This window comes from Pseudomonas antarctica, assembly GCF_001647715.1.
Lineage (GTDB): Bacteria > Pseudomonadota > Gammaproteobacteria > Pseudomonadales > Pseudomonadaceae > Aquipseudomonas > Aquipseudomonas antarctica_A.
This window is the reverse complement of the sequence record NZ_CP015600.1, coordinates 1,094,521-1,119,743: the sequence shown is the minus strand read 5'-3', so window position 1 is coordinate 1,119,743 and position 25,223 is coordinate 1,094,521. Positions and strand designations below refer to the sequence as shown.

Annotated in this window: 21 protein-coding genes; 5 read left to right on the top strand and 16 right to left on the bottom strand. The window is 60.7% G+C overall.

The window, feature by feature from the left end:
- Window positions 1-15 precede the first annotated feature (15 nt).
- From A7J50_RS04840 to A7J50_RS04820, 5 genes are all read left to right on the top strand, one after another.
- A complete protein-coding gene (locus tag A7J50_RS04840) occupies window positions 16-693 on the top strand; it encodes a heavy metal response regulator transcription factor (protein ID WP_064450771.1) in 678 nt (225 codons plus the stop codon).
- Window positions 683-2,047: a heavy metal sensor histidine kinase gene (locus tag A7J50_RS04835; RefSeq protein WP_064450770.1), complete on the top strand. Its 1,365-nt coding sequence runs from the start codon at window positions 683-685 to the stop codon at window positions 2,045-2,047. Before A7J50_RS04840 ends, A7J50_RS04835 begins: the two co-directional genes overlap by 11 nt.
- A 407-nt stretch (window positions 2,048-2,454) precedes the next feature.
- Entirely contained in the window at window positions 2,455-3,777 is a 1,323-nt protein-coding gene (locus tag A7J50_RS04830; protein ID WP_064450769.1) for an OprD family porin, read from the top strand.
- 86 nt (window positions 3,778-3,863) lie between these two features.
- Window positions 3,864-5,357 (top strand): sensor domain-containing diguanylate cyclase, encoded by a 1,494-nt coding sequence (locus tag A7J50_RS04825; RefSeq protein ID WP_064450768.1) that lies wholly within the window; start codon window positions 3,864-3,866, stop codon window positions 5,355-5,357.
- A 63-nt stretch (window positions 5,358-5,420) separates the two neighbouring features.
- A complete protein-coding gene (locus tag A7J50_RS04820; RefSeq protein WP_064450767.1) occupies window positions 5,421-6,911 on the top strand; it encodes a sensor domain-containing diguanylate cyclase in 1,491 nt (496 codons plus the stop codon).
- Window positions 6,912-7,119: 208 nt separating this feature from the next.
- Here A7J50_RS04820 and lpxC read toward each other — a convergent pair whose 3' ends face one another.
- The 16 genes from lpxC to mraZ form a co-directional block, all read right to left on the bottom strand.
- Window positions 7,120-8,031, bottom strand: a complete 912-nt coding sequence (gene lpxC / locus A7J50_RS04815) for a UDP-3-O-acyl-N-acetylglucosamine deacetylase (RefSeq protein WP_003216227.1) — start codon at window positions 8,029-8,031, stop codon at window positions 7,120-7,122.
- Window positions 8,032-8,143: 112 nt separating this feature from the next.
- Window positions 8,144-9,349, bottom strand: coding sequence for a cell division protein FtsZ (ftsZ, locus tag A7J50_RS04810; protein WP_053254475.1), 1,206 nt, complete (start codon window positions 9,347-9,349; stop codon window positions 8,144-8,146).
- Window positions 9,350-9,480: 131 nt separating this feature from the next.
- Complete coding sequence (ftsA, locus tag A7J50_RS04805) at window positions 9,481-10,743, bottom strand: cell division protein FtsA (RefSeq protein ID WP_017738691.1); 1,263 nt, start codon at window positions 10,741-10,743, stop codon at window positions 9,481-9,483.
- 15 nt (window positions 10,744-10,758) lie between these two features.
- Complete coding sequence (locus tag A7J50_RS04800) at window positions 10,759-11,628, bottom strand: cell division protein FtsQ/DivIB (protein WP_064450766.1); 870 nt, start codon at window positions 11,626-11,628, stop codon at window positions 10,759-10,761.
- 4 nt (window positions 11,629-11,632) lie between these two features.
- The gene (locus A7J50_RS04795; RefSeq protein ID WP_064450765.1) at window positions 11,633-12,589 is read right to left on the bottom strand and encodes a D-alanine--D-alanine ligase; all 957 of its coding nucleotides are present in this window, start codon (window positions 12,587-12,589) and stop codon (window positions 11,633-11,635) included.
- Window positions 12,586-14,031 (bottom strand): UDP-N-acetylmuramate--L-alanine ligase, encoded by a 1,446-nt coding sequence (gene murC, locus A7J50_RS04790; RefSeq protein WP_064450764.1) that lies wholly within the window; start codon window positions 14,029-14,031, stop codon window positions 12,586-12,588. The genes A7J50_RS04795 and murC overlap by 4 nt, the downstream gene beginning before the upstream one ends.
- Window positions 14,024-15,094, bottom strand: coding sequence for an undecaprenyldiphospho-muramoylpentapeptide beta-N-acetylglucosaminyltransferase (gene murG / locus A7J50_RS04785; RefSeq protein ID WP_064450763.1), 1,071 nt, complete (start codon window positions 15,092-15,094; stop codon window positions 14,024-14,026). The genes murC and murG overlap by 8 nt, the downstream gene beginning before the upstream one ends.
- A complete protein-coding gene (gene ftsW, locus A7J50_RS04780; RefSeq protein WP_064450762.1) occupies window positions 15,084-16,301 on the bottom strand; it encodes a putative lipid II flippase FtsW in 1,218 nt (405 codons plus the stop codon). Before ftsW ends, murG begins: the two co-directional genes overlap by 11 nt.
- A complete protein-coding gene (gene murD / locus A7J50_RS04775) occupies window positions 16,298-17,644 on the bottom strand; it encodes a UDP-N-acetylmuramoyl-L-alanine--D-glutamate ligase (protein WP_064450761.1) in 1,347 nt (448 codons plus the stop codon). The genes ftsW and murD overlap by 4 nt, the downstream gene beginning before the upstream one ends.
- A gap of 6 nt (window positions 17,645-17,650) precedes the next feature.
- A complete protein-coding gene (gene mraY / locus A7J50_RS04770; protein WP_058414269.1) occupies window positions 17,651-18,733 on the bottom strand; it encodes a phospho-N-acetylmuramoyl-pentapeptide-transferase in 1,083 nt (360 codons plus the stop codon).
- Window positions 18,733-20,103 carry a UDP-N-acetylmuramoyl-tripeptide--D-alanyl-D-alanine ligase gene (locus tag A7J50_RS04765; RefSeq protein WP_064450760.1) on the bottom strand — a complete coding sequence of 457 codons (1,371 nt, stop codon included), beginning with the start codon at window positions 20,101-20,103 and terminating at the stop codon, window positions 18,733-18,735. The genes mraY and A7J50_RS04765 overlap by 1 nt, the downstream gene beginning before the upstream one ends.
- Entirely contained in the window at window positions 20,096-21,559 is a 1,464-nt protein-coding gene (locus A7J50_RS04760; RefSeq protein WP_064450759.1) for a UDP-N-acetylmuramoyl-L-alanyl-D-glutamate--2,6-diaminopimelate ligase, read from the bottom strand. Before A7J50_RS04760 ends, A7J50_RS04765 begins: the two co-directional genes overlap by 8 nt.
- Window positions 21,559-23,301, bottom strand: coding sequence for a peptidoglycan D,D-transpeptidase FtsI family protein (locus A7J50_RS04755; protein ID WP_167353720.1), 1,743 nt, complete (start codon window positions 23,299-23,301; stop codon window positions 21,559-21,561). The genes A7J50_RS04760 and A7J50_RS04755 overlap by 1 nt, the downstream gene beginning before the upstream one ends.
- Entirely contained in the window at window positions 23,301-23,594 is a 294-nt protein-coding gene (ftsL, locus tag A7J50_RS04750) for a cell division protein FtsL (protein ID WP_003216203.1), read from the bottom strand. The genes A7J50_RS04755 and ftsL overlap by 1 nt, the downstream gene beginning before the upstream one ends.
- Window positions 23,591-24,538 carry a 16S rRNA (cytosine(1402)-N(4))-methyltransferase RsmH gene (rsmH, locus tag A7J50_RS04745; RefSeq protein ID WP_064450757.1) on the bottom strand — a complete coding sequence of 316 codons (948 nt, stop codon included), beginning with the start codon at window positions 24,536-24,538 and terminating at the stop codon, window positions 23,591-23,593. The genes ftsL and rsmH overlap by 4 nt, the downstream gene beginning before the upstream one ends.
- On the bottom strand, window positions 24,535-24,990 hold the full coding sequence (mraZ, locus tag A7J50_RS04740; protein ID WP_064450756.1) for a division/cell wall cluster transcriptional repressor MraZ: 456 nt from the start codon (window positions 24,988-24,990) through the stop codon (window positions 24,535-24,537). Before mraZ ends, rsmH begins: the two co-directional genes overlap by 4 nt.
- Window positions 24,991-25,223 lie beyond the last annotated feature (233 nt).

Below are 25,223 nucleotides of genomic sequence, written 5' to 3'. Positions count from 1 at the left end.
TGGAGCAAAAGGCTCATGCGCGTCCTGATTATTGAAGATGAAGAAAAAACCGCGGACTACCTGCACCGCGGCCTGACGGAGCAAGGCTACACCGTCGATGTGGCGCGCGAAGGCGTCGAGGGTTTGCACCTGGCGCTGGAGAACGATTACGCGGTGATCGTGCTCGACGTGATGCTGCCCGGCCTCGATGGCTTCGGCGTATTGCGAGCACTGCGTGCGCGCAAGCAAACGCCGGTGATCATGCTCACCGCCCGCGAGCGCGTAGAAGACCGCATTCGCGGCCTGCGCGAAGGCGCCGACGACTATTTGGGCAAACCGTTTTCGTTCCTGGAGCTGGTGGCGCGCCTGCAAGCCCTGACCCGTCGCAGCGGCGGCCATGAGCCGGTGCAGGTCACCGTCGCCGACCTGTGGATCGATTTGATCAGCCGCAAGGCCAGTCGCAACGGCCTGCGCCTGGACCTGACCGCCAAGGAGTTCTCACTGCTCAGCGTCTTGGCCCGGCGCCAGGGTGAGATCCTATCCAAGACCGCCATTGCGGAGATGGTCTGGGACATCAATTTCGACAGCGACGCCAATGTGGTCGAAGTGGCAATCAAGCGCCTGCGCGCCAAGCTCGACGGGCCGTTCGAGCAGAAGCTGCTGCACACCATTCGCGGCATGGGCTACGTGCTGGAGAACCGCAGTGTCGGCTAACTCCATCGCCCTGCGCCTGAGCGGCATGTTCACCCTGGTGGCGCTGCTGATCTTCGTGTTGATCGGCGGCGCGCTGTACCAGCAAGTGGATCGGGGCCTGGGGTTGTTGCCGGAGGCCGAACTGGAGGCGCGCTACAGCGTGCTGGAATCGTCGGTGAACCGCTTCGGCACGCCGGACCACTGGGCGAAAATCACCGCCAAACTGAAATTGCTCGGCGAGGAAGACAAGCGCATCCGCTTCTGGGTGGTGAGCAGCGACCCGAACTACGAGTACGGCAACCCCGACGCGCAGATCCGCGCCTTCGCCCAAGGGCCGACCGGCAAACGCGACTTGCGCCTGCCTGGGCATAAATACCCGTTCAAGGTGTTGCTGAGCCAATTCCCAGCCAAAGAACAACGCCCGCCGCTGCGCTTTATGATCGCCATCGACACCGAAAACTTCCGCGCCACCCAGCACCACCTGTTGATGGCCTTGATCGGCCTGGCGTTCGTCGGCGTGGTCCTGGCGGCGCTGCTGGGGTTCTGGGTCTCGCGTATCGGCCTCAAGCCGCTGGGCAAACTCTCGGATGAAGCGCAAAAACTCGCACCGCCCAAACTCTCCGGGCGCCTGCACTTGTCGCCGTTGCCGCCGGAGCTGAGCCAGTTCGTCAACTCGTTCAACTCAACGCTGGATCGAGTTGAACAGGCCTACTCGCGCCTGGAGTCATTCAACGCCGACGTCGCCCACGAACTGCGCTCGCCGCTGACCAACCTGATCGGCCAGACCCAAGTAGCGCTGACGCGCGGCCGTTCCGCCGAGCATTACTTCGAGGTGTTGCAATCGAACCTCGAAGAGCTGGAACGCCTGCGCTCGATCATCAATGACATGCTGTTCCTCGCCAGCGCCGACCAGGGCAGCAAGGCCACCAAGCTGATTGAAAGCTCCCTGGCCGATGAAGTCGCCACCACCCTCGACTACCTGGACTTCATCCTCGAAGACGCCCAAGTCAAGGTTCGGGTGCGCGGCGATGCCGTGGTGCAGATCGAAAAAGCCCACCTGCGCCGCGCGCTGATCAACCTGCTGAGTAATGCGGTACAGCACACCGCGCCAGGGCAGATCATCGAAGTGAACATCGAAGTGCAGGCGCATCAGGTGGCCATCGGGGTGACCAACCCGGGTGATGAAATTGCCAGCGAGCATTTGCCACGGCTGTTCGAACGCTTCTATCGGGTGGACGCGTCGCGCAGCAACAGCGGGGCCAATCACGGGTTGGGGCTGGCCATCGTCAAGGCAATTGCGTTGATGCATGGCGGGGATGTGTTTGTGCGCAGTGACGGTGGCGGCAATACGTTTGGCATTACGTTGCCGGTTTAGATCTTTAGAACACCTCAGTCCAATGTGGGAGCTGGCTTGCCGGCGATGCAGGCACCTCGGTACACCTCTTCGCACCGCGGCGATGCTATCGCAGGCAAGCCAGCTCCCACACACGCCAATCCCACCTTGAACCTCCCGACGTCCTGACTGTTGCGGTTTGGGCAACAGTCATTATCTTGTTACACTCTGTATCGCACCGCTTGCCTGCGTTACTTTGACGCACCGATGAGCGCGACGGCAAAGACAGCTTCCCCGCTCACCCGAATTTCCCTCGACTTATTTCCAGGGCTCTACACTGGGAATCTGTTTAAAGCCGCTGACTTCAGCGGCTTTTTTTTGTCGTTAAAAAAGGCCAGGCATACCCCCACGACATTGGCCGTTTTCGATTGACCAAAGGAGCTCCACCGGTGAAGAACTCGCTGACGTTCACCCCGTTATTCCTCGCGATTGCAGCAACGATCATCCCCCTTGCCCACGCGGCAGACACGCCTAAAGCTGACGGCTTTGTCGAATGTTCAAGCTTCAAAATCAACACTCGCAACTACTACATGAACCGCGACCGTCGCGACATTCACACCGATGACAGCAAGGAATGGGGCCAGGGCTTTATCGGCACCTTCGAGTCCGGCTTCACCGAGGGCACCGTCGGCTTTGGCCTCGACCTCAACGCCATGCTCGGCCTCAAGCTTGACGGCGGTGGCGGCACCGATGGCTCCAGCATCCTGCCCGTAGGCTCCGGCAACGGCAAAGCCCCAGGCTCGTTCTCCACCGCTGGCGGCACCTTGAAAATGCGTGCCTTCGACACCGAACTGAAGGCCGGTGACCTGTTCCTCAACAACCCGGTCATCGCCGGCGGCATGACCCGCATGTTGCCGCAGGACTTCCGTGGCGTAAGCCTGACCAACCACAGCTTCGACGGCTGGATGCTCGAAGGCGGCCAGGCCAGTTTCACCAAGCTCTACAACCAGAGCGGCCACCGTCGCATCGGCACCAGCTACGGCACGCTGCCGGACCACGCCGACAGCCAGCACCTGAACTGGGCCGGCGTGTCGTTCAGCGGTGTTCCCGGCCTGACCAGCAACCTGTATGCCTCCGAACTCAAGGATGTATGGCATCAGTATTACTACGACCTGGACTACACCTACGCGCTGAATGATCTGGTCAGCCTCAACCCCGGCCTGCACTACTACCACACCGAGGACACCGGCCAGTCGCTGCTGGGCACTATCGACAACAACACCTACAGCCTGCATTTCACCGTCGGCGTGGGTAACCACAGCGTCACCGCTGCCTACCAGCGGGTCAACGGCAACACGCCGTTCGACTACATCAGCCAGGGCGACAGCATTTACCTGGACAACTCCCAGCAATACTCGGACTTCAACGGCCCCAACGAGCGCTCGTGGAAACTCAAGTATGCCTACGACTTCGCCGGCCTCGGCATGCCCGGGCTGACGTCCGCCGTGTCCTATATCAGCGGCAAGACCGACCTGACCAAAGTCGACCCGAACAGCCGTGGCTACAGCGCCTGGTACAGCGCCGATGGCAAGGACGCGAAACACTGGGAACGGGATATCGACTTGAAGTACGTGGTGCAAGGCGGCAAAGCCAAGGATTTGGCCGTGCGGCTGCAGTGGGCGACCAACCGCGGCGGCAACGGCTACTCGGCAGTGGACCGGGATGTGGATGAATACCGGGTGATCGTGGACTACCCGATCAACGTGTTCTAAGGCACTGATCTTTCTTTTTCACCCATGATTTAATTTTCATCGCGTAGAACTAAACTGCCAGCATCTTCCCTGCTGAAGCCTGCGCGATGAGTCCACCCCGCACTCCTACAATGCCTGCACGCCCAGAGCTTTTGCTGATTCTGGGCAGTAGTCTCACCGTCACTCTGATTGTGGTTATCGTCGCCGCGTTGCTGACCCGCGAACACGCCAGCACCGTGCAGGCGGCCAAGCGCGCCACCACCAACATTACCCAACTGATCAACGCCGATGTGCTGCGTAACGTCGAACTCTATGACTTGGCGCTGCAGGGCCTGATCTCGGCCACCGAGCTCAAGGACCTGTCGCAGGCGTCCCCGGACATCCGCCACATGGTGCAGTTTGATCAATCCACCGCGGCGCCCTTCAAAGGTGAAGTGCTGTTGCTGGATGCCGATGGAAACGTGATCGCCGACTCCTCGACCCTCTGGCCGACGCCGCGCAATTTCGCCAACCGTGATTATTTCCAGACCCATAAACAAAACGCGCAGGCGGGGCTGTTTATCAGCCGCCCGTTCAAGATCCGCTGCGCCTGCGATCAGGTATGGCGCATCGCGTTCAGTCGCAGGGTAACGGGCCCGGACGGCGAATTTGCTGGCGTGGCCGTGGCGACGATGCGCCTGGCGTATTTCGATCAATTGTTCAACCGCCTGACCATCGGCAATGGCAGCTCCGTCAACCTGCTGAACAATCAGGGCATTCTCCTGGCCCAGCAGCCGTTGCTGGAGCGCGACATGATTGATAAGGACCTGAGCGATCGGCCCAATTTCAAACGTATATTGCGCGAAGGCGAAGGCAGCTTCCGGGCGATCTCGACCCTCAGCGGTACTGAGCGTTTGTACACGTTCACCAATGTCGGCGAGTTGCCACTGATTGTGGTGGTGGCGCTGGCCAGCGAGGACGTGTTCGCGCCCTGGAAGCGCGCCGCACTGCTGACCAGTGGCGCCACCGGCGTGCTGTGTATTGGCCTGCTATGGCTGACCTGGATGCTGCGCCACGAACTGCGCCGCCGCTATCGTGCCGAACAGGAACTGTCTGAACTGGCAGCCACCGATGCACTGACCGGGCTTGCCAACCGCCGCACCCTGGACCAGCGCCTGCGTCAGGAATGGGACCGTGCGCAACGCTCGACCGAACCGCTGACGCTGCTGATGATCGACGTTGACCACTTCAAGGCCTTCAACGACCGCCATGGCCACCGCGGTGGCGACGAGGCATTGCGCACGGTCGCCCAAGTCATCGGCAGTAACATCCGTCGCCCGGCCGACTTGGCCGCACGTTATGGCGGAGAAGAATTTGCAGTGGTGCTGCCCGACACGGATGCCAAGGGCGCCTGGGTGATCGCCGAACATATCCGCAGCAGTGTCGAACACTTGCCACGGGTAGCCGGCGCCGAGCATCCGATTACCGTGAGTATCGGCATGAGTACCTGGGACAAACACAGCCGCTTGCCTCTGGAAGCGTTGTTGCTGCGGGCGGATCAGGCGTTGTATGAGGCCAAGCACAGTGGGCGCAACCGGGTTGTGGAGGCTGCCGCGCGCTGAACTGACCCTGCACAGCCATACAAGGACTACGCTATTGGCATCCTCGAAGCAGAAGTAAGCCCGATGAGCCCACGCCTTTCCCGCCCCACACGTCGCCCGGAACGCTTGTTGATCCTGGGCAGCGTCCTCACGGCCCTGTTGATCGTGGGGATGGTGGCGGCGCTGTTGATTCGCGAACACGCCAATACCCTGCAGACCGCCCAACGCACCGCGAACAACATCACCCAACTGATCGACACCGATGTGCTGCGCAACATCGAGCTCTACGACATGGCACTCAAGGGGCTGATCGCCGCCACCGAACGCAGTGACCTGCAAGACGTCTCAGCCAGTATTCGCCACCTCATACTGTTCGACCGCTCCGCTGCCGCGCCATACAAGGGCGATACCCTGCTGCTGGATGCCAATGGCGAGGTCATCGCAGACGCTTCCTTACTCACGCCAAAGAAAGAAAATTTTGCTGATCGTGACTACTTCCAGGCTCAACGGAACAATCCGGACCTCGGGCTGTATATCAGCCGCCCGTTCATGGCGCGCTGCGTGTGCGACGATAAGTGGCGTATTGCATTCAGCCGCCGCTTATCCGGGCCGGACGGGCGCTTCCAGGGCGTCGCGGTGGCCACCATGCGCCTGTCGTACTTCCATCAGTTGTTCAGCAGCCTGAATATCGGCAGCAACAGCACCATCAACCTGATCAACCACGAAGGCATTGTGCTGGCACAGCACCCCCTGCTGGCTCAGGACCTGATCAATAAGGACTTCAGCCAGCGTCCCAACGTGACGCGGATGCTCAAGGAACGTGAGGGCAACTTTCGAGGCATTTCCAGCGTTGACCGGCAGGAGCGGCTTTATACCTTCTCCAGCGTCGGCAACTTGCCGCTGATCGTGGCGGTGGCCCTGTCCAGCGACGAAGTTTTCGCCCAATGGAAGCGAGCCGCCCTGCTGATCAGCTTCGCGACAGGCGTGCTGTGCATTGGCCTATTGTGGTTGACCTGGATGCTGAGCAAAGAACTGCGCCGCCGCCATCGCGCCGAACAGGTGCTGTCAGAACTGGCAGCCACCGACGCGCTGACCGGCCTGGCCAACCGCCGCACCCTGGACCAGCGTCTGCACCTGGAATGGGACCGTGCGCAACGCTCGACCGAGCCGCTGACACTGCTGATGATCGACGTTGACCACTTCAAGGCCTTCAACGATCGCCATGGCCATCACGGTGGTGACGAGGCATTGCGCGCGGTGGCTCACGTCATCGAAGACAACATCCGCCGGCCAGCCGATCTGGCGGCACGATTTGGCGGGGAGGAGTTTGCGGTGGTGCTGCCGCACACCGACGCCAAGGGCGCGTGGGTGATTGCCGAGCACATCCGCAGCAGTGTCGAGCACTTGCCACGGGTGGCCGGCGCCGAGCGGCCGATTACCGTGAGTATCGGCATGAGTACCTGGGATAAACGCAGCCGCACTACATTGGAGGCATTGTTGCTGAGTGCCGATCAGGCGCTGTATGAGGCCAAGCACACAGGACGCAATCGGATTGTGGATGCTGCAACGCTTTGAGATTCGTGAGTGCGCAGCCAATCGATGTGGGCGCTGTCGAGCTTCAGCGAGGCTGCGAGGCAGGCGCCTCGGTATTACTTAGACACCGCGGTGATGCTATCGCAGGCAAGTCAGCTCCCACATGGAATGGCTGCGCTCTCAGAAAAGGCGGGCATAAAAAAAGGCCACCCGAAGGCAGCCTTTCAAAACTAAAGAAGAGAGTTGTTACTTACACCGCCGCAACGGGACGCATGTAAGAGATCGGTGCGGTGCTGGCATCTTCGAAGGTCACGACTTCCCAAGCATCTGTCTGTGCAATCAACTTGCGCAGCAGCTGGTTGTTCAGGGCGTGGCCCGACTTGAAGCCTTTGAACTCGCCTATCAGGCTATTGCCCAGCAGGTAGAGGTCACCGATTGCATCGAGGATCTTGTGCTTCACGAATTCGTCTTCATAGCGAAGGCCGTCTTCGTTCAGTACACCATCCGCGTCGACCACAATGGCGTTTTCAACGCTGCCGCCGAGTGCGAGGTTGTGCTTGCGCAGGTACTCGATGTCACTCATGAAACCAAAGGTACGGGCGCGGCTGACTTCTTTTACGAACGAAGTGCTGGAAAAATCCACGCTTGCACTTTGGGTGCGGTCACGGAATACCGGGTGATCGAAATCGATCTCAAAGCTCACTTTAAAGCCTTCGAACGGGACGAAGGTGGCGCGCTTGTCGCCGTCTTCTACTGTCACTTCCCGCAGAATGCGTATGAACTTCTTGGCTGCGTCCTGTTCTTCCAGGCCGGCAGATTGAATCAAGAATACGAAGGGACCAGCGCTGCCATCCATGATGGGGACTTCGGACGCGGAGAGCTCGACGTAGGCGTTATCGATGCCCAGGCCAGCCATGGCCGAGAGCAAGTGCTCCACCGTGTCCACTTTGACGTCACCGTTGACCAATGTGGTCGACATAGTGGTTTCGCCAACGTTTTCCGCGCGAGCAGGAATCTGCACCACAGGGTCCAGGTCGGCACGCACAAACACGATGCCGGTGTCGACAGGTGCAGGCTTGAGGGTCAGGTATACCTTCTCCCCGGAGTGCAGACCTACACCTGTGGCACGAATAATATTCTTCAGGGTGCGTTGTTTAATCATGGCTTGGACCGCTTCAGCGCAAATTGCGAACTGGTATCAACAAAGGCTGGCGATAATAGCAGACCAGACCTTTGCTGAACACCAATCACCTTCATAGCCCTGATACATTCCATTAATCGGCCTGACGACGCAAGAATGCCGGGATGTCCAGGTAATCCAGATCATCCTGCGGATTCAGGCTACGGGACGCCGCAGCACCGGCCTGAGCCTGGTTGCGCATCACGGTCGGACGGTCCAGATCACGGTAGTTCACCGACGGCAGTTCCTGGCGCGCAGGCGCTGGAGCGGCAGCCGCTTGGCTGGCGTGACTGTTGTGGCCGGTGTGAACGGTATTGTCGATGACCTTTACAGGCTTCTCGATTTTTGCGCCCAGGCCGGTAGCAACCACGGTTACATGCAGTTCATCACGCATGTCCGGATCGATAACGGTACCGACTTTGACCATCGCGTGCTCGGAAGCGAAGGCTTCGATGATGCTACCCACGTCGGAGTACTCACCCAGGGACAGGTCAGGACCGGCGGTGATATTCACCAGGATGCCGCGTGCGCCTTGCAGGTTCACGTCTTCCAGCAACGGGTTGCGGATGGCCGCTTCAGTGGCTTCACGTGCACGGTTCGGACCGCTGGCGCAGCCAGTGCCCATCATCGCCATGCCCATTTCGCTCATGACGGTACGTACGTCGGCGAAGTCGACGTTGATCATGCCCGGGCGCTTGATGATGTCGGAGATACCGCGAACGGCACCGGCCAGCACATCGTCAGCCTTGGCGAACGCGGACAGCAGGCTTGCGTCCTTGCCCAGGATGGTCAGCAGCTTCTCGTTGGGAATGGTGATCAACGAGTCGACGCTTTCAGACAGCAGACGGATGCCTTCGTCGGCAATCTGCATGCGCTTGCGACCTTCGAACGGGAACGGACGGGTCACGACAGCAACCGTCAGAATGCCCATTTCCTTGGCCACTTCGGCAATGATCGGCGCTGCACCGGTACCGGTACCGCCGCCCATGCCGGTGGTGATGAACACCATGTTGGTGCCTTGCAGCACTTCAGCAATACGCTCGCGGTCTTCCAGCGCGGCTTGACGGCCGACTTCCGGGTTGGCGCCAGCGCCAAGGCCTTTGGTCACGGCTGTGCCCAATTGCAGGATGGTCCGCGCGCCGATGCTTTTCAGCGCCTGGGCATCAGTGTTGGCGCAGATGAATTCAACGCCTTCAATGTTGCTCTTGACCATATGGTTGACAGCGTTGCCGCCGCCACCGCCGACACCGATTACTTTGATAACCGGGCTTGCGGGGATGTTGTCTACGAGTTCGAACATGTTCCCTCTCCTTTCGTTTTCTCTAGTTTTTTCGCCTACTGCTTTACATCAGCTCCAAGTTGCAAGCTATTAGCTGCAAGCTTGAAGCGTGTTACTTGAAGCTTAAAACTTGTCGCTTGAAGCTAACTTCATCAGAAGTTTCCTTTTACCCAAGCCTGCAGCCGCTCGAACAACGGCGCTTTGGCCTCGTCGTCGCTGCGGTAGCTGTCACGAATGCTCGGACCCGACAGGGAAATGCCGTCGGTCTGCTTTTGCAGCCCGTACAACAGCAAGCCCACACCGGTGGAATAAATCGGGTTGCGCACCACGTCGCCCAGGCCTTTGACGCCATGGGGCACGCCCAGACGGACCGGCATGTGGAAGATTTCCTCGGCCAGTTCGACCGCGCCTTCCATCTTCGAGGTGCCACCGGTCAGCACGATGCCGGCCGGGATCAAATCTTCGTAGCCGCTGCGGCGCAGTTCAGCCTGGATAAGGGTGAACAGCTCGTCATAACGCGGCTCGACCACTTCGGCCAGGGCCTGGCGCGACAGCTCGCGCGGAGGACGGTCGCCCACGCTTGGCACCTTGATGGTTTCACCGGCACCGGCCAGTTTGGCCAGGGCGCAGGCGTAACGGATCTTGATTTCTTCGGCGTACTGGGTCGGCGTGCGCAACGCCATCGCGATGTCGTTGGTGACTTGGTCACCGGCAATCGGGATCACGGCGGTGTGACGGATCGCACCCTCGGTGAAAATCGCGATGTCGGTGGTGCCGCCGCCGATGTCCACCAGGCACACGCCCAGTTCTTTTTCGTCGTCGGTCAGTACCGAATAGGCCGAAGCCAGCTGCTCGAGAATGATGTCGTCGATTTCCAGGCCGCAGCGGCGCACGCATTTTTCAATGTTCTGTGCGGCGTTGACGGCGCAAGTCACCACGTGAACCTTGGCTTCCAGACGTACGCCCGACATGCCCAGAGGCTCGCGAACGCCTTCCTGGTTGTCGATCACGTAGTCCTGCGGCAGTGTGTGCAGCACACGCTGGTCAGCTGGAATCGCCACGGCCTGGGCAGCGTCGAGTACGCGCTCAAGGTCGGCCGCGCTGACTTCGCGGTCGCGAATCGCCACGATGCCGTGGGAGTTCAGGCTGCGGATGTGGTTGCCGGCCACGCCGACGAACGCCGAGTGAATCCGGCAACCGGCCATCAGCTGCGCTTCTTCGATGGCGCGCTGGATCGATTGCACGGTGGACTCGATGTTCACCACCACGCCCTTCTTCAGGCCCCGGGACGGATGCGTGCCAATACCGACGATTTCGATAACGCCGTCTTCCCCGACCTCGCCCACCAGCGCCACCACTTTGGAGGTGCCGATATCGAGACCGACGATCATTTTGCCGCTTTGCACGTTTGCCATGGGTCCTGCCTCTTCTTAATTCTTCGCGACAGCGGGTTTGGCTGTCGTCGGCGCAGCCGGTTCACGCCAGCCGACGGCCAGGCCGTTGGCGTAACGCAGGTCGACGCTCGCAATGTTCGTAATCTGTTCTTTCAAAGTCTTGTCATAGATGGCAATAAAGCGGCGCATCTTTTCTACCAAGCGGTCGCGTCCCAGCAACAACTCGATACCGGGGCCGGAACTGCCTGCACCGGTGGTCAAAAACCAGCTGCCCCGCTCACGCAATTCCAGGCGTGCGATGGAGAAGCCCAGTGGCCGCAGCATCTGGCTCAAGGCCTGGTACTGCTGCATCACTTGCTGTTGCGCCCGCTGCGGCCCGAACAACTGCGGCAGGTGCTCGTAGTTGGCCAGTTCACGCGGGGTAAACGCCTGACCCTGGTTGTTCAACAGCGCGCCATCGCCCCAACGGGCAACAGGCAATTGCTCTTCCAGGCGGATCGTCACCTGGTCCGGCCATACGCGGCGGACTTCGGCATGCGCGATCCATGGCATCTGTTCCAACTCCGAGCGCATACCGGCCAGGTCGATGGTGAAGAAGCTCGCCGCCAGGTACGGGCCGATGCGCTGCTGTACCGCTTGCTGGCTGATGTAGCTCAAGTCGCCCTGCACGCTGATCTTGGTGATCGGCCGGTCGGCATACGGCAACAGACGCTGTGCGCCTTCGTAAGTGCCGAAGCCCAACGCCACCAGCAGCACCGGCCAGAACAGCGCTTTGATAAAACCAAAGTTGGCTTTCGGCAGGCGCGCCGACATCGGTTCTTTAGCCACCATCCGGCTGGCACCCCGCGGCACCGGCTTGCGGCCGGGAGCTTGTGGGGGCTGATGACGAAGCGATGCGCCGTTCATGTGCTTAGCCTCTTGGCTCAATGCTTGCGGCCAGGATCGCCAGCACCAACTGCTGGAAATCCAAACCGGCGGCACGGGCTGCCATAGGTACCAGGCTGTGATCGGTCATGCCGGGAGCAGTGTTGACTTCAAGGAACCAGAAATTCCCTTGGTCATCCTGCATCACGTCTGCCCGCGCCCAACCGGCGATACCCAGCGCCTCACAGGCTTTCGCCGTGAGGTCCATCAATTCCTGTTCCTTGATTGCGTCGAGGCCACATGGGATCCGGTACTGAGTATCGGAGGCCAGGTATTTGGCGTCGTAGTCATAAAAGGTGTGGGGCGTGCCCAATGCGATAGGCGGCAATACCTGGCCACGCAGGGTGGCGATGGTGTACTCGGGACCCTGGATCCACTGTTCCACCAACACTTGCGAATCGTAGGTACTTGCCGCTTTCCATGCGTCGATCAATTCGGCGGCCGAGTTCACTTTGGCCATGCCGATACTGGAGCCTTCATGGGCAGGTTTGACGATCAAAGGCAGGCCCAGTTCCTTGGCTGCAGAAATACAATCGTCTTCGCTGCACAGCACGCTGTGACGCGGGGTTGGAATACCCAGGCTGTGCCACACCTGCTTGGTGCGCAACTTGTCCATCGCCAGTGCCGAAGCAAGGATGCCGCTGCCGGTGTAAGGGATGCCGGCGCACTCGAGCAGGCCTTGCATGCTGCCGTCTTCACCGCCACGGCCGTGCAGGATGATAAAGGCGCGATCAATCTTCTCGGCTTGCAGGCGGGCGAGGAAATCATCGCCCACGTCGATACCGAACGCGTTCACGCCGGCGCTTTGCAGCGCCTCAAGCACGGCATTGCCGGACTTGAGCGACACTTCGCGCTCAGCGCTCTTGCCGCCAAACAGCACGGCCACGCGGCCGAAGTCGGCAGGCGTGATGGTGGAAAACAGGGCGTCGTAGTTCGTGGTCATTTCGACGTCCCCTGCACGGCTGCAAACAGCGGGCTCGCGAGCAATTTAGGTGCAAGGCCACCGATGTCGCCGGCGCCCTGGCACAGCAGGATGTCGCCGGCACGCAGCAGCGGCTTGACGATTGGCGCCAGGTCCACACCGCGCTCGATGTAGATCGGGTCCAACTGGCCACGCTGGCGGATGCTGTTGCACAGCTTGCGGCTGTCGGCGCCCGGAATCGGCTCTTCACCGGCCGGGTAAACTTCCATCAGCAGCAGCACGTTGGCATCGGCCAATACATTGACGAAGTCGTCGTACAGATCGCGGGTGCGGCTGTAGCGGTGCGGCTGGTAAACCATCACCAGGCGGCGCTCCGGCCAGCCACCGCGTACGGCTTTGATGACCGCTGCGACTTCAGTCGGGTGGTGACCGTAGTCGTCCACCAGCATCACGTCGCCGCCGTCTACCGGCAGTTGGCCGTAGACCTGGAAGCGACGGCCGACACCGGCAAAGCGCGACAGGCCTTCGACGATGGCTTCATCGCTGACGCCCTCATCGGACGCGATGCAAATGGTCGCCAGGGAGTTGAGCACATTGTGGTTGCCCGGCATGTTCACCGACACATCCAGCGGCTCGCGATCCGGGCGCAATACGGTAAAGAAGGTTTGCATGCCTTCCTGGCGCACATTGATCGCGCGCACGTCAGCGTCTTCGCTGAAGCCATAGGTCACGGTCGGACGCTTGACCTGCGGCAGGATTTCGCGAACCACCGGATCGTCCAGGCACACCACGGCCAAACCGTAGAACGGCAGGTTGTGCAGGAACTCGACGAAGGTTTTCTTCAACTTGTTGAAGTCACCGTCGTAGGTCGCCATGTGGTCTTCGTCGATGTTGGTGACGACAGCGACCAGCGGTTGCAGGTGCAGGAAGCTTGCGTCGCTTTCATCGGCTTCGGCGATCAGGTAACGGCTGGTGCCGAGCTGGGCATTGGTACCCGCTGCATTCAGACGGCCACCGATCACGAACGTCGGGTCCAGGCCACCGGCCGCGAACACCGAAGCGATCAGGCTGGTGGTGGTGGTTTTGCCGTGGGTACCGGCGACGGCGATGCCGTGGCGATAGCGCATCAGCTCGGCGAGCATCTCGGCACGCGGCACGACCGGAATACGACGTTCAAGGGCAGTGGCCACTTCCGGGTTGGACGTGTTCACGGCGCTGGATACCACCAGCACGTCAGCCTCGGCGGCGTTCTCGGCACGGTGGCCGATAAAGATCTGTGCACCAAAACTCTTCAGGCGATCAGTCACCGGCGACTCTTTCAAGTCGGAGCCGGACACCTGATAACCCAGGTTCAGCAGCACTTCGGCAATCCCGCACATGCCCACGCCGCCGATGCCAACGAAGTGAATGCGACGGATGCGGCGCATCTCGGGTTGCGGCATGGCTTTCTGATTCTCAACCATGGGCCACCTCCAGGCAGATATCGACCACGGTGCGGGTTGCGTCAGGTTTAGCCAGGCGGCTTGCGGTGCTCGCCATGCTGTTGAGTCGTTCCGGTTGCATCAAAACCTCGGTCAGGCGTGCGGCCAAATCGGCGGCGCCAGTCGTTCTTTGCGGCAGCAGGAAGGCAGCGCCCTCCCCGGCCAAATATTCGGCGTTGCGGGTCTGGTGATCGTCGATGGCGTGGGGCAAAGGCACCAGCAAGGACGGCAGACCGGCCGCAGCCAGTTCACTGACGGTCAACGCGCCTGCGCGACAGACCACCAGGTCGGCCCAGCCATAGGCGTGGGCCATGTCTTTGATGAAGGGCTGTACATCAGCCTCCACACCCGCCTCGCGATAGCGTTGGGCAGTGACTTCATCATGATTTTTGCCAGCCTGGTGAAACACCTCTGGCCGCAATTCCACAGGCAGCTGCGAGAGTGCCTCAGGCAGCAACTTGTTCAGCGGCTCAGCCCCCAGGCTCCCGCCAAGGATCAGCAAGTGCGGCTTACGGCCTGTCAGCGCTTGGCGGGCAATATCCATGAACAGCTCGGTACGCACCGGGTTGCCTGTGGTGCGAAGCTTGTCCGAGCCAGCAAAGGTTTTCGGGAAGGCCTCACACACTCGCGCGGCCAACGGCACCAGCAAACGGTTCGCGGTACCGGCGACGGCGTTCTGTTCGTGCACAATCACCGGCACACCGGCGAGCTTGGCGGCGACACCGCCAGGGCCGGTCACATAACCGCCAAAACCCAGCACACACACCGGCTTCAATTCTTGGATGATTTTGCGCGCCTGCCAGACGGCCTTGAGCAACACGAACGGCGCCTTGAGCAGGGACAGTTTGCCCTTGCCACGCAGGCCGGTGACGTTGATCAAATGCAGCGGCAAGCCGGCGTTCGGCACCAATTCATTTTCAATGCCGCGCGGCGTACCGAGCCAATGCACGGTGTAGCCACGGTTCTGGAATTCACGCGCGCAAGCCAGGGCCGGGAACACATGGCCCCCGGTGCCGCCCGCCATGATCAGCACGTTAGCGCCCATGGTTCGGCTCCTCGGCAAAATCGCTCTCGCTGAATTCCATCTCTTCGCTGCCCAGGTGGGTTCGACTCTCCCACTCGATGCGCAGCAATAACCCGAGACACGCGCAGCAAATCACCAACGAACTGCCGCCATAACTGAGGAACGGCAAGGTCAGGCCCTTGGTCGGCAGCAGGCCGACGTTCACACCGATGTTGATCAGGAACTGGCCGATCCACAGGAACGACAAACCGTAGGCCACGTACGCGGCGAAATACTGTTTGGCCTTCTCGGCCCACAAGCCGATGTACATGCCGCGTACACACACGAACACGAACAGCGCAACAGTGCACAGCGAACCGACCACGCCGAGCTCTTCGGCGAGTACCGAGAACACGAAGTCGGTGTGCGCTTCCGGCAGGTAGAACTGCTTCTGCACGCTGTTGCCCAGGCCCACGCCCAGCCACTCGCCGCGACCAAAGGCGATCAACGCCTGGGTCAACTGGTAACCGGAGCCGAACTGGTCGGACCAGGGGTCGGTGAAGGTAATCAGACGGGCCATCCGGTAGGGTTGCGCCTGCACAAGAACGGTTACTGCGGCCACGGCCAGCACCACCATCAAGGTGAAACGGAACAGGCCCACGCCCCCAAGGAACAGCATGGCTGCAGCCGCGCCCATCATGACGACGGTGGCGCCGAAGTCGGGCTCCATCAGCAACAGGCCGGCCATTGGCAGCAACACGATGAATGGCTTGAAGAAGCCCATCCAACTTTCGCGCACTTCTTTCTGGCGACGGACGAGGTAGCCGGCGAGGTAAATCACCACGAAAACCTTGGCGATTTCAGACGGCTGCACGTTGAACGCACCGAAGCCGATCCAGCGCATCGAACCGTTCACCTCGCGGCCGATGCCGGGGAGGATCACCATGACCAGCAAACCAAACGCACCGATCAGCATCAGCCAACCCAGTCGCTGCCAGGTAGCAATCGGAATCATCATGGTGACGATGCAAGCGCCCAAGCCGATCACCAGGTACACCAGGTGGCGGATCATCATGTACAGCGTGTTGCCCGACTGCACGGCGGCCACTTCGGAGGACGCCGACGTAATCATCACCAGGCCCAGGCCCAGCAACGCGAGGCAACCGGCAAGCATCGGGAAGTCGAGGTCGATACCACGCCCGGTGATGATCGGTGACGGATACGGCTTGATGATATTTCTGAAATTCATGCCAAGGCCTCCACGCCGCGGGCGAACAGCTGGCCGCGCTCTTCGTAGTTCTTGAACATGTCGAAGCTGGCGCACGCCGGCGACAGCAGCACGGCATCACCCGGCTGAGCCATGGCTTTGCACTGGGCAATGGCGTCGTCCAGGGACGTGGCGCGCACTTGCGGCACAGCGTCACCCAGGGCGGCGGCGATCAGGTCGGCATCACGCCCCATCAGCACCACGGCGCGACAATGCGCAGCCACCGGCCCTTTAAGGTCCTTGAAGTCGGCACCCTTGCCATCGCCACCGGCGATCAGCACCAGCTTGCCTTCGATGTCAGCACCGAGGCCTTCGATGGCCGCCAGGGCAGCACCGACGTTGGTGGCCTTGGAATCGTTGTAATAGCTGACGCCATTGAGATCGCGCACCCACTGGCAGCGGTGCTCAAGGCCGGCGAATGTGCGCAGGCTGGACAACATGGCATCAAACGGCAGGCCCACAGCATGGCCCAGCGCCAGGGCCGCCAGGGCATTGGACTGGTTATGTGCGCCACGGATTTTCAGTTCGCGCACCGGCATCAGGTTCTGGAATTCGAAGGCCAGGTACTTTTCGCCGTTCTCTTCGCGAATGCCGAAAGCTTTGAAATCAGGTTTACCCAGGCCGAAGGTCCAGCATGGCAGGCCCTCGCCCATCAGCGGACGGCTCAGGGCATCCTGGCGGTTGACCACCACTTGCCGGGCACCGCGGAAGATCCGGTGCTTGGCCAGGTGATACGCCGGCAGGCCGCTGTAACGGTCCATGTGGTCTTCGCTGACGTTCAGCACGGTGGCCACTTCGGCACCCAGGTCGTGCGTGGTTTCCAGCTGGAAGCTCGACAGCTCCATCACGTACAGCTCGACGTCGTCGCTGAGCAGGTCCAGCGCCGGCGTGCCGAGGTTGCCGCCCACAGCCACGCGCTTGCCGGCCGCAACCGCCATCTCGCCGACCAGGGTCGTCACGGTGCTTTTTGCGTTGGAGCCGCTGATGGCCACGATCGGCGCCTTGGCGTTACGTGCGAACAGGTCGATGTCGCCGGACAGCTTCACACCACGCGCCGCTGCCGCTTGCAGGGCCGGTGTCGAAAGAGCCAGGCCGGGGCTCACGTAGAGCTCATCGGCGCGGCACAGAAACTCGACATCCAACTCGCCACAACGCACTTCCACGTGCGGGTAGTCACGGCGCAGCGTGACCAGCTCCGGTGGATTTTCCCGCGTGTCGGCCACGGCAAACGACGTGCCCCGGTTCGCGAGGAAGCGAACCAGGGACATGCCGCTCTTGCCGAGGCCGACAACGATGCGGAAGTGGTCTGAAGCGATCAGGGACACTCGTTTCTACCTCAGTTTCAGGGTGGCAAGGCCGACCAGTACCAGAATCACGGTGATGATCCAGAAACGGACAATCACACGCGGCTCGGGCCAGCCCTTGAGTTCAAAGTGGTGGTGAATCGGCGCCATACGGAACACGCGGCGCCCGGTCAATTTGAAGGAGGCCACCTGGATGACCACCGACAGGGTTTCCATCACGAACACACCGCCCATGATGAACAGCACGATTTCCTGGCGAACGATCACGGCGATGGTGCCCAAGGCTGCGCCCAGCGCCAGTGCGCCGACGTCGCCCATGAAGACTTGTGCGGGATAAGTGTTGAACCACAGGAAGCCCAGGCCGGCACCGATCAGCGCGCCGCAGAACACGATCAACTCACCCGCGCCCGGCACATAAGGGATCAGCAGGTATTCAGCGAACTTCACGTTACCCGACAGGTAGCAGAAGATGCCGAGCGCGCCGCCCACCATCACCGTCGGCATGATCGCCAGGCCATCGAGGCCGTCAGTCAGGTTCACGGCGTTGCTGGAGCCGACGATGACGAAGTAGGTCAGCACCACGAAGCCAATGCCCAGTGGAATGCTCGCATCCTTGAGCATCGGGATGATCAAGGTGGTTTCCACGGCGCTCGGCGCGGTGGTGTAAAGGAAGATCGCCGCCGCAAGGCCGAACACCGACTGCCAGAAATACTTCCAGCGGCTCGGCAGCCCCTTGGAGTTCTTTTCGATCACTTTGCGGTAGTCATCGACCCAGCCAATGGCGCCGAACAACAGGGTCACCAGCAGCACCGTCCACACGTAGCGGTTATGCAGGTCGGCCCACAGCAAGGTGCTGATGCCGATGGACGAGAGGATCAACGCGCCGCCCATGGTCGGGGTGCCGGACTTGGACAGGTGCGACTGCGGGCCGTCATTGCGAACCGATTGACCAATTTGCAGGTTCTGCAGGGTGCGGATCATCCACGGCCCCAGGAACAGCGACAGAGACAGCGCGGTCAGCACACCCAGAATCCCGCGCAGGGTCAGGTACTGAAAGACCGCGAAGCCTTTGTGGAACTGTTGCAGATACTCAGCCAGCAGCAGCAGCATTAATGTTTCTCCGTACTTGAGCCACACAAGGCCGCGACGACGTTTTCCATCACCGCGCTGCGCGATCCCTTGATCAAAATGGTTGTGTGTTTGTCTTGTTCAGCCACGCCCAGCGCCTGGATCAGCTCGGCCTGGGTTGCAAAATGCCGCGCGCCGAGACCGAAGGCGTTTACCGCGTGAGCCATGTTCGGGCCGACGGCGTAGAGCGCATCGACTTTGCCTGTGGCGTAGGCGCCGACTTCGCGATGGGACTGTTCGGCCCAGTCGCCCAGTTCGGCGATATCGCCCAGCACCAATACCTTGCGCCCCTCGAAGCCTTTGAGCAGGTCAATGGCGGCACAGACCGAGGATTGGTTGGCGTTGTAAGTGTCATCAATCACGCGCATGCCGTTGGTAGCCAACTGTGCGACCGTGCGGCCTTTAACCGGCTGCACCGCGCCCAGGCCAGTGGCAATTCCGAACAGCGACACACCCAGGGCATGGGCGGCAGCGGCGGCGGCCAAGGCATTGGCGACGTTATGGTTGCCCAGCAGATTCAGTTGCACATGCTCACTGCCTTGCGGGGTATGCAAGGTGAAGGACGGGCAGCCACGGGCGTCGACGGTGATCGTGGAGGCATGGAAATCAGCCGCCGCGTTCAGCACGGCAAACGTCAGCACCTTGCGACCGGCGGCGCGTACACGCCAGGTCTCGAAAGCCTTGTCGTCGAGGTTCAATACAGCGGTGCCCGAAGCATCGAGGCCTTCAAGGATTTCGCCCTTGGCTTCGACGATTTTTTCCGGGCCGCCGAACTCGCCAACGTGGGCGGTACCGGCGTTATTGAGAATCGCAACGTGGGGCTTGGTCAGCGCCACGGTGTAGGCAATTTCGCCGATACGCGAAGCGCCCAGCTCGATCACCGCCGCCGTGTGTTCCGGGGCCAGTTCGAGCAAGGTCAGCGGAGCGCCGAAATCATTGTTCAGGTTGCCACGGGTAGCGAGGACCGGCCCGCGCGTGCGCAGGACGCCAGCGAGCAGTTCCTTGACCGTGGTTTTGCCGCTGGAGCCGGTGATGGCTGCAACCGGCTTGTTAAAGGCAGCGCGGTTCAGAGCCCCAAGTTGGCCCAAAGCCAGGCGGGTATCAGCGACCAACAACTGCGGCAAAGTGGAATCCGCCACTTCGCGCTGTACCAAGGCGCCTACGGCACCTTTGGCGGCGACCTCGTTCAGGTAATCGTGGCCATCGAAACGCGGGCCCGCCAATGCGACAAACAGTTGCCCCGGTTTGATGTTGCGACTGTCGATACTGACACCGTCGAAGCTGCAATCGCTCGACAGTACGCGGGCCGACAAGGCCTGGGTCAGTTCGCTGAACTTCATCGCCTTAAGCATGGGCGATCTCCCAGGCCGTCAGCGCGTGATCGGCCTCGACCAGGTCAGAGAAGGCATGGCGTTGGCCGTTGATTTCCTGATAGTCCTCGTGACCTTTACCGGCCAGCACCACGACATCGTCAGCGCTGGCGCTGGCGATCAATTGCGCAATGGCTGCGCCGCGACCGGCAACGAAGCTCGCCTTGGAGGCGTCTTTAAAGCCGACACGGATGTCATCGAAAATCTGGCTCGGGGCTTCGCTGCGCGGGTTGTCGTCAGTCACGACCACACCATCGGCCAGGCGCTCGACGATCTCGGCCATCAACGGACGTTTGCCGCGATCGCGATCACCGCCGCAGCCGAACAGGCACAGCAGTTTGCCCTTGGCGTGTGGGCGCAGGGCTTCGAGCACTTTTTCCAGGGCGTCCGGGGTATGGGCGTAATCGACCACGACCAGCGGTTGTGTACCGCCACCCAGGCGCTGCATACGACCGGCCGGGCCTTCCAGCTTCGGCAGCACACGCAGGATTTCATCCAGCGCGTAATCCAGGCCGAGCAGTGCGCCGATGGCGGCAAGCACGTTGCTCAGGTTGAAACGGCCGAGAAGTGCGCTGCGCAAGTGGTGCTCGCCCTGCGGCGTGACCAAGGTGGCGAGCACGCCTTCATCATTAAATTGGGCTTCACGGCAATACAGGTACGCGCTGGAATCTTCCAGGCTGTAGGTGATCAAGCGCGCTTCGCTGTCTTCGGCAGCCAACTGACGACCGAATGCATCATCCAGGTTGACCACCCGGCACTTCAGGTCATTCCAGGCAAACAGCTTGGCCTTGGCGGCGGCATACGCCTCCATGGTGCCGTGGTAATCGAGATGATCGCGGGACAGGTTGGTCATCACCGCCACGTCAAACGCCAGGGCAGCCACGCGCCCCTGGTCCAGACCGTGTGAGGAGACTTCCATGGCAACGGCCTTGGCACCGGCCTTTTTCAGGTCGGCCAGGGTGGCTTGCACAGCAATCGGGTTCGGTGTGGTGTGCATGCCGCTTTGCAGCGCGCCATAAAAACCGGTGCCCAGGGTGCCGACAATGCCGCAGTGCTGACCCAGCAGGTCAAGGGCTTGCGCGACCAATTGGGTCACGCTGGTCTTGCCGTTGGTGCCCGTCACGCCCACCAGGTTCAATTGACGGCTCGGGTCGCCATAGAAACGCCCGGCAATGTCCGACAGCTGCGCAGCCAGACCCTTGACCGGAATCAACGGCACATCGGTGATCGGCAGCACGGTGGCGCCTTCCACTTCATAAGCGACGGCGGCCGCACCGCGTTGCAAGGCATCCGCAATGTGCGCACGGCCATCGAACTTGCCGCCAGGCACTGCCAGGAACAAGTCACCGGCGCGTACATTACGACTGTCCAGGCTCAACTCGCGAATCAGCAGATCGCGACCGGCGTGGGCAAAAATCTTGTTCAGACTAAGAGACATCAGCCGCGCCCTCCATTGGCTTTGGCAGCAGCGGCCGGTGGCCCCGCGTTCGCTTGTTGAGTCGGCGGCAAGTTGTCCGGCGTGATGTTCATCAGGCGCAGGGTGCCGGACATCACTTTGCTGAACACGGGCGCCGATACCAGGCCACCGAAGTAGCCGGCCTTACTCGGTTCATCAATCACGACAACAATGGCGTAGCGCGGGTCGCTCATCGGGCCAAAGCCGGCGAACAGCGAACGGTATGAGTTTTCGGCGTAACCCTTGGTGCCCACCGACGTTTTACGGGCGGTACCCGACTTGCCTGCCACGTGATACGCCGGCACCTGGGCACGGAATACGCCGCGCGGTGCTTCGATCACTTGTTGCAGCATGCCTTGCATGGTCTTGGCGACGTTTTCCGGGATCACCTGGGTGGCTTTCGGCGCTTCGTCGACATGGATCAGGCTCAAGGGAACCATGCGGCCATTATTGGCCAATACAGAGAAGGCATGGGCCAACTGGATCGCGGTCACCGACAGGCCGTAGCCGTAGGACAGCGTGGCGGTCTCGGCCTTTTTCCAGTCGCGGTAGTTCGGCAGGTTGCCCACGCGCTCACCCGGGAAATCCAGGCCTGTGGGTTGACCCAAGCCGATTTTTTGCGCCAGGTGATAGATGGTTTCGCCGCCGATATCGAAGGCGACCTTACTCATGCCCACGTTACTGGAGTTGATCAGAATACCGGTCAAATCCAGCACTGGGCCTTCGGTACGGGATACGTCACGAATGGTGTATTTGCCCAGTTGCAGGGTGCCCGGGTAAACCTCGACTTTGTCGCTCGGCTTCCAGCGCCCGGTTTCCAGGGCGGCACTCATGGAGATGGCTTTCATGGTCGAACCAGGTTCGAACACATCGATCATCGCGCGGTTACGCATCATCGCCGGTTGCAGGTTGCGACGGTTGTTCGGGTTGTAGGTCGGCTGGTTGACCATGGCGAGGATCTCGCCGGTCTTCACGTCCATGATCACCAGGCTGCCGGCCTTGGCGCCGTTTTCGATGATCGCGTTACGCAGTTCGCGGTTGGCCAGGTATTGCAGGCGCAGGTCAATCGACAACGCCAAGGGCTTACCAGCCTTGGCGTTTTTGGTGACCTGGACATCCTTGATCAGTCTGCCGCGCCGATCCTTGATGACCTGCCGCTTACCGGGAACGCCGGCCAGCCATTCATCGTAGGCCAGCTCTACGCCTTCACGGCCATGGTCATCGATGTCGGTAAAACCAACCATATGCGCGGTGGTTTCACCGGCCGGGTAGAAACGACGAAACTCCTCGATGCCGTAGACACCGGGGACTTTAAGGTCGAGCACTTGCTGGCCTTGCTCGGGGGTGAGCCCGCGAACAAGGTAGATGAATTCTTTATTAGCCTGGGCCTCCAGGCGTTCGGCCAGGGCTTTCGGGTCTTGACCCAGGGCGGCAGCAAGCTCTGGCCACTTTTCCTTGGCGGTTTGCAGTTCCTTGGCGTTGGCCCACAGAGTGGTCACCGGCGTACTGACGGCCAGAGGCTCGCCGTTACGGTCGGTGATCAGGCCGCGGTGCGCAGGAATCGGGATATGCCGCAGGCTACGGGCATTGCCCTCGCCGATCAGGAAGTCACGGTCGACCACTTGCAGGTCGATGATCCGCCAGGCAATCGCGCCCACCATGAGTGCCAGCAAGCCCAGCATCAGACGGAAGCGCCATGGGTAGAGTGCGCCTTCAAGTTTCATCATGGCGCCACCATGCGAACTTCAGCCGCGCCCGGAATATGCATTTTAAGCTGTTCGGTGGCCAATACTTCGATGCGGCTATGGGCCGTCCAGGTACTTTGCTCAAGGATCAACCGGCCCCATTCCGCCTGCGCTTTGTCACGCACACTCAATTCCCCATAAAGGGTATTGAGCAATTGGCGGTTGTAGTGGGCGCTGTAGGACACCGCAATCGCGGACACCAGCACGCCGACAAACAGCAGCAACATAAAGAAGCTGCCGCCCGGGAGGGGCTTGGCGAAAAGCTTGCTCACCGCAGCTTCTCCGCGACGCGCATGACGGCGCTACGGGAACGTGGGTTGGCCTTGAGTTCGGCTTCGGAAGCGAACTGCGCTTTGCCATGAATTTTGATTTTCGGCACAAAGGCTTCAAAACGTACCGGCAGGTTGCGCGGCAGGTTATCGGACTCGCCCTTGACCAGACGACGCATGAACAGCTTGACGATGCGGTCTTCCAGGGAGTGGAAGCTGATCACCACCAGGCGACCGCCCACTTCCAGGGCTTCCAGTGCGGCTTCGAGGCCGGCTTCCAGATCGCCCAGTTCGTTATTGACGTGAATGCGCAGGCCCTGGAATGCGCGGGTCGCAGGGTTCTTGCCCTTTTCCCACGCCGGGTTGGCGACTTTCAGCACTTCAGCCAGGTCGGCGGTGCGTTCAAACGGCTGGATTTCGCGGCGCTCGACAACCGCGCGCGCCATACGGCCAGCGAAGCGCTCTTCGCCGTATTCCTTGAATACACGGGTAATTTCTTCGTGGGGTGCGGTGGCGATGAACTGCGCAGCGCTGATGCCGCGAGTAGGGTCCATGCGCATATCGAGCGGGCCGTCGTTCATGAAACTGAAGCCGCGCTCCGGGTCGTCAAGCTGTGGCGAAGACACGCCCAGGTCGAGCAGAACCCCGGCCACCTTGCCTGCCATGCCGCGCTCGGCCACTTCGGCACCCAGCTCGGCAAAGCTACGCTGCACAACGACAAAGCGGCCGTCTTCGGCCGCTAGCGCTTGCCCGGTGGCAATCGCTTGAGGGTCTTTGTCAAACCCGAGGAGTTTGCCGTCAGGCCCGAGCTGGCTGAGTATCAACCGGCTGTGCCCGCCCCTGCCGAAGGTGCCATCCAAATAGCAGCCATCCGCGCGTACGGCGAGAGCCTCAACGGCTTCGTCAAGCAGTACGGTGATGTGGTTAAAGCCGCTATCAATAGTCACAGGATCAAATCACGCAGTTCATCAGGCATAGCGCCCGGTTGTTGAATAGCAGCCAGGTCAGCTGCAGAAACAGCATCCCAGGCATCTTCGTCCCACAATTGGAACTTGTTCAGTTGGCCGACCAGCATTGCGCGCTTATCCAGCTTGGCGTACTCGCGCAAACGCGGAGGCACCAGGAAACGACCGCTGCCATCGAGCTCTAGGTCGACGGCATTACCGATCAGCAGACGCTGCAGGCGGCGGTTTTCTTCACGCAATGAAGGCAGAGCGCGCAACTTGGTTTCGATCAACTCCCACTCATCGAGCGGGTAAACACACAAACAAGGGTCAACGGCGTCAATCGTGATGATTAACTGGCCTGAACTTCGCGAAACGAGCTCGTCACGATACCGGCTCGGCATAGCGAGACGGCCTTTTGCATCGAGACTGATAGCGTTAGCTCCGCGAAACACAGATGCGTTTCTCCAAATTTTAGCGTTTTACGTTCAAAAAACCCACTTTGTGCCACTTTCCGCCACTTGCGCACACTATAGGAATGCGCCCACCACACCGTCAAGGCGCGGATTCAAGGAAAAGCCTTACAGAACGGAGATTTAGGAACGTAAAAGGAGGAGAAACGAGAGTTTGGCGATGTTTTTGACTCAACAACCGCAGATAGCTCATAGAGCTATAGCTTAAAGTTAAA

Bases quoted from the DNA above. Each gene is read 5' to 3' on its own strand.
- A7J50_RS04840 (WP_064450771.1), top strand. From the start codon at position 16: ATGCGCGTCCTGATTATTGAAGATGAAGAAAAAACCGCGGACTACCTG.
- A7J50_RS04825 (WP_064450768.1), top strand. From the start codon at position 3,864: ATGAGTCCACCCCGCACTCCTACAATGCCTGCACGCCCAGAGCTTTTG.
- A7J50_RS04820 (WP_064450767.1), top strand. From the start codon at position 5,421: ATGAGCCCACGCCTTTCCCGCCCCACACGTCGCCCGGAACGCTTGTTG.
- lpxC (WP_003216227.1), bottom strand. From the start codon at position 8,031: ATGATTAAACAACGCACCCTGAAGAATATTATTCGTGCCACAGGTGTA.
- ftsZ (WP_053254475.1), bottom strand. From the start codon at position 9,349: ATGTTCGAACTCGTAGACAACATCCCCGCAAGCCCGGTTATCAAAGTA.
- ftsA (WP_017738691.1), bottom strand. From the start codon at position 10,743: ATGGCAAACGTGCAAAGCGGCAAAATGATCGTCGGTCTCGATATCGGC.
- A7J50_RS04800 (WP_064450766.1), bottom strand. From the start codon at position 11,628: ATGAACGGCGCATCGCTTCGTCATCAGCCCCCACAAGCTCCCGGCCGC.
- A7J50_RS04795 (WP_064450765.1), bottom strand. From the start codon at position 12,589: ATGACCACGAACTACGACGCCCTGTTTTCCACCATCACGCCTGCCGAC.
- murC (WP_064450764.1), bottom strand. From the start codon at position 14,031: ATGGTTGAGAATCAGAAAGCCATGCCGCAACCCGAGATGCGCCGCATC.
- murG (WP_064450763.1), bottom strand. From the start codon at position 15,094: ATGGGCGCTAACGTGCTGATCATGGCGGGCGGCACCGGGGGCCATGTG.
- ftsW (WP_064450762.1), bottom strand. From the start codon at position 16,301: ATGAATTTCAGAAATATCATCAAGCCGTATCCGTCACCGATCATCACC.
- mraY (WP_058414269.1), bottom strand. From the start codon at position 18,733: ATGCTGCTGCTGCTGGCTGAGTATCTGCAACAGTTCCACAAAGGCTTC.
- A7J50_RS04765 (WP_064450760.1), bottom strand. From the start codon at position 20,103: ATGCTTAAGGCGATGAAGTTCAGCGAACTGACCCAGGCCTTGTCGGCC.
- A7J50_RS04760 (WP_064450759.1), bottom strand. From the start codon at position 21,559: ATGTCTCTTAGTCTGAACAAGATTTTTGCCCACGCCGGTCGCGATCTG.
- A7J50_RS04755 (WP_167353720.1), bottom strand. From the start codon at position 23,301: ATGAAACTTGAAGGCGCACTCTACCCATGGCGCTTCCGTCTGATGCTG.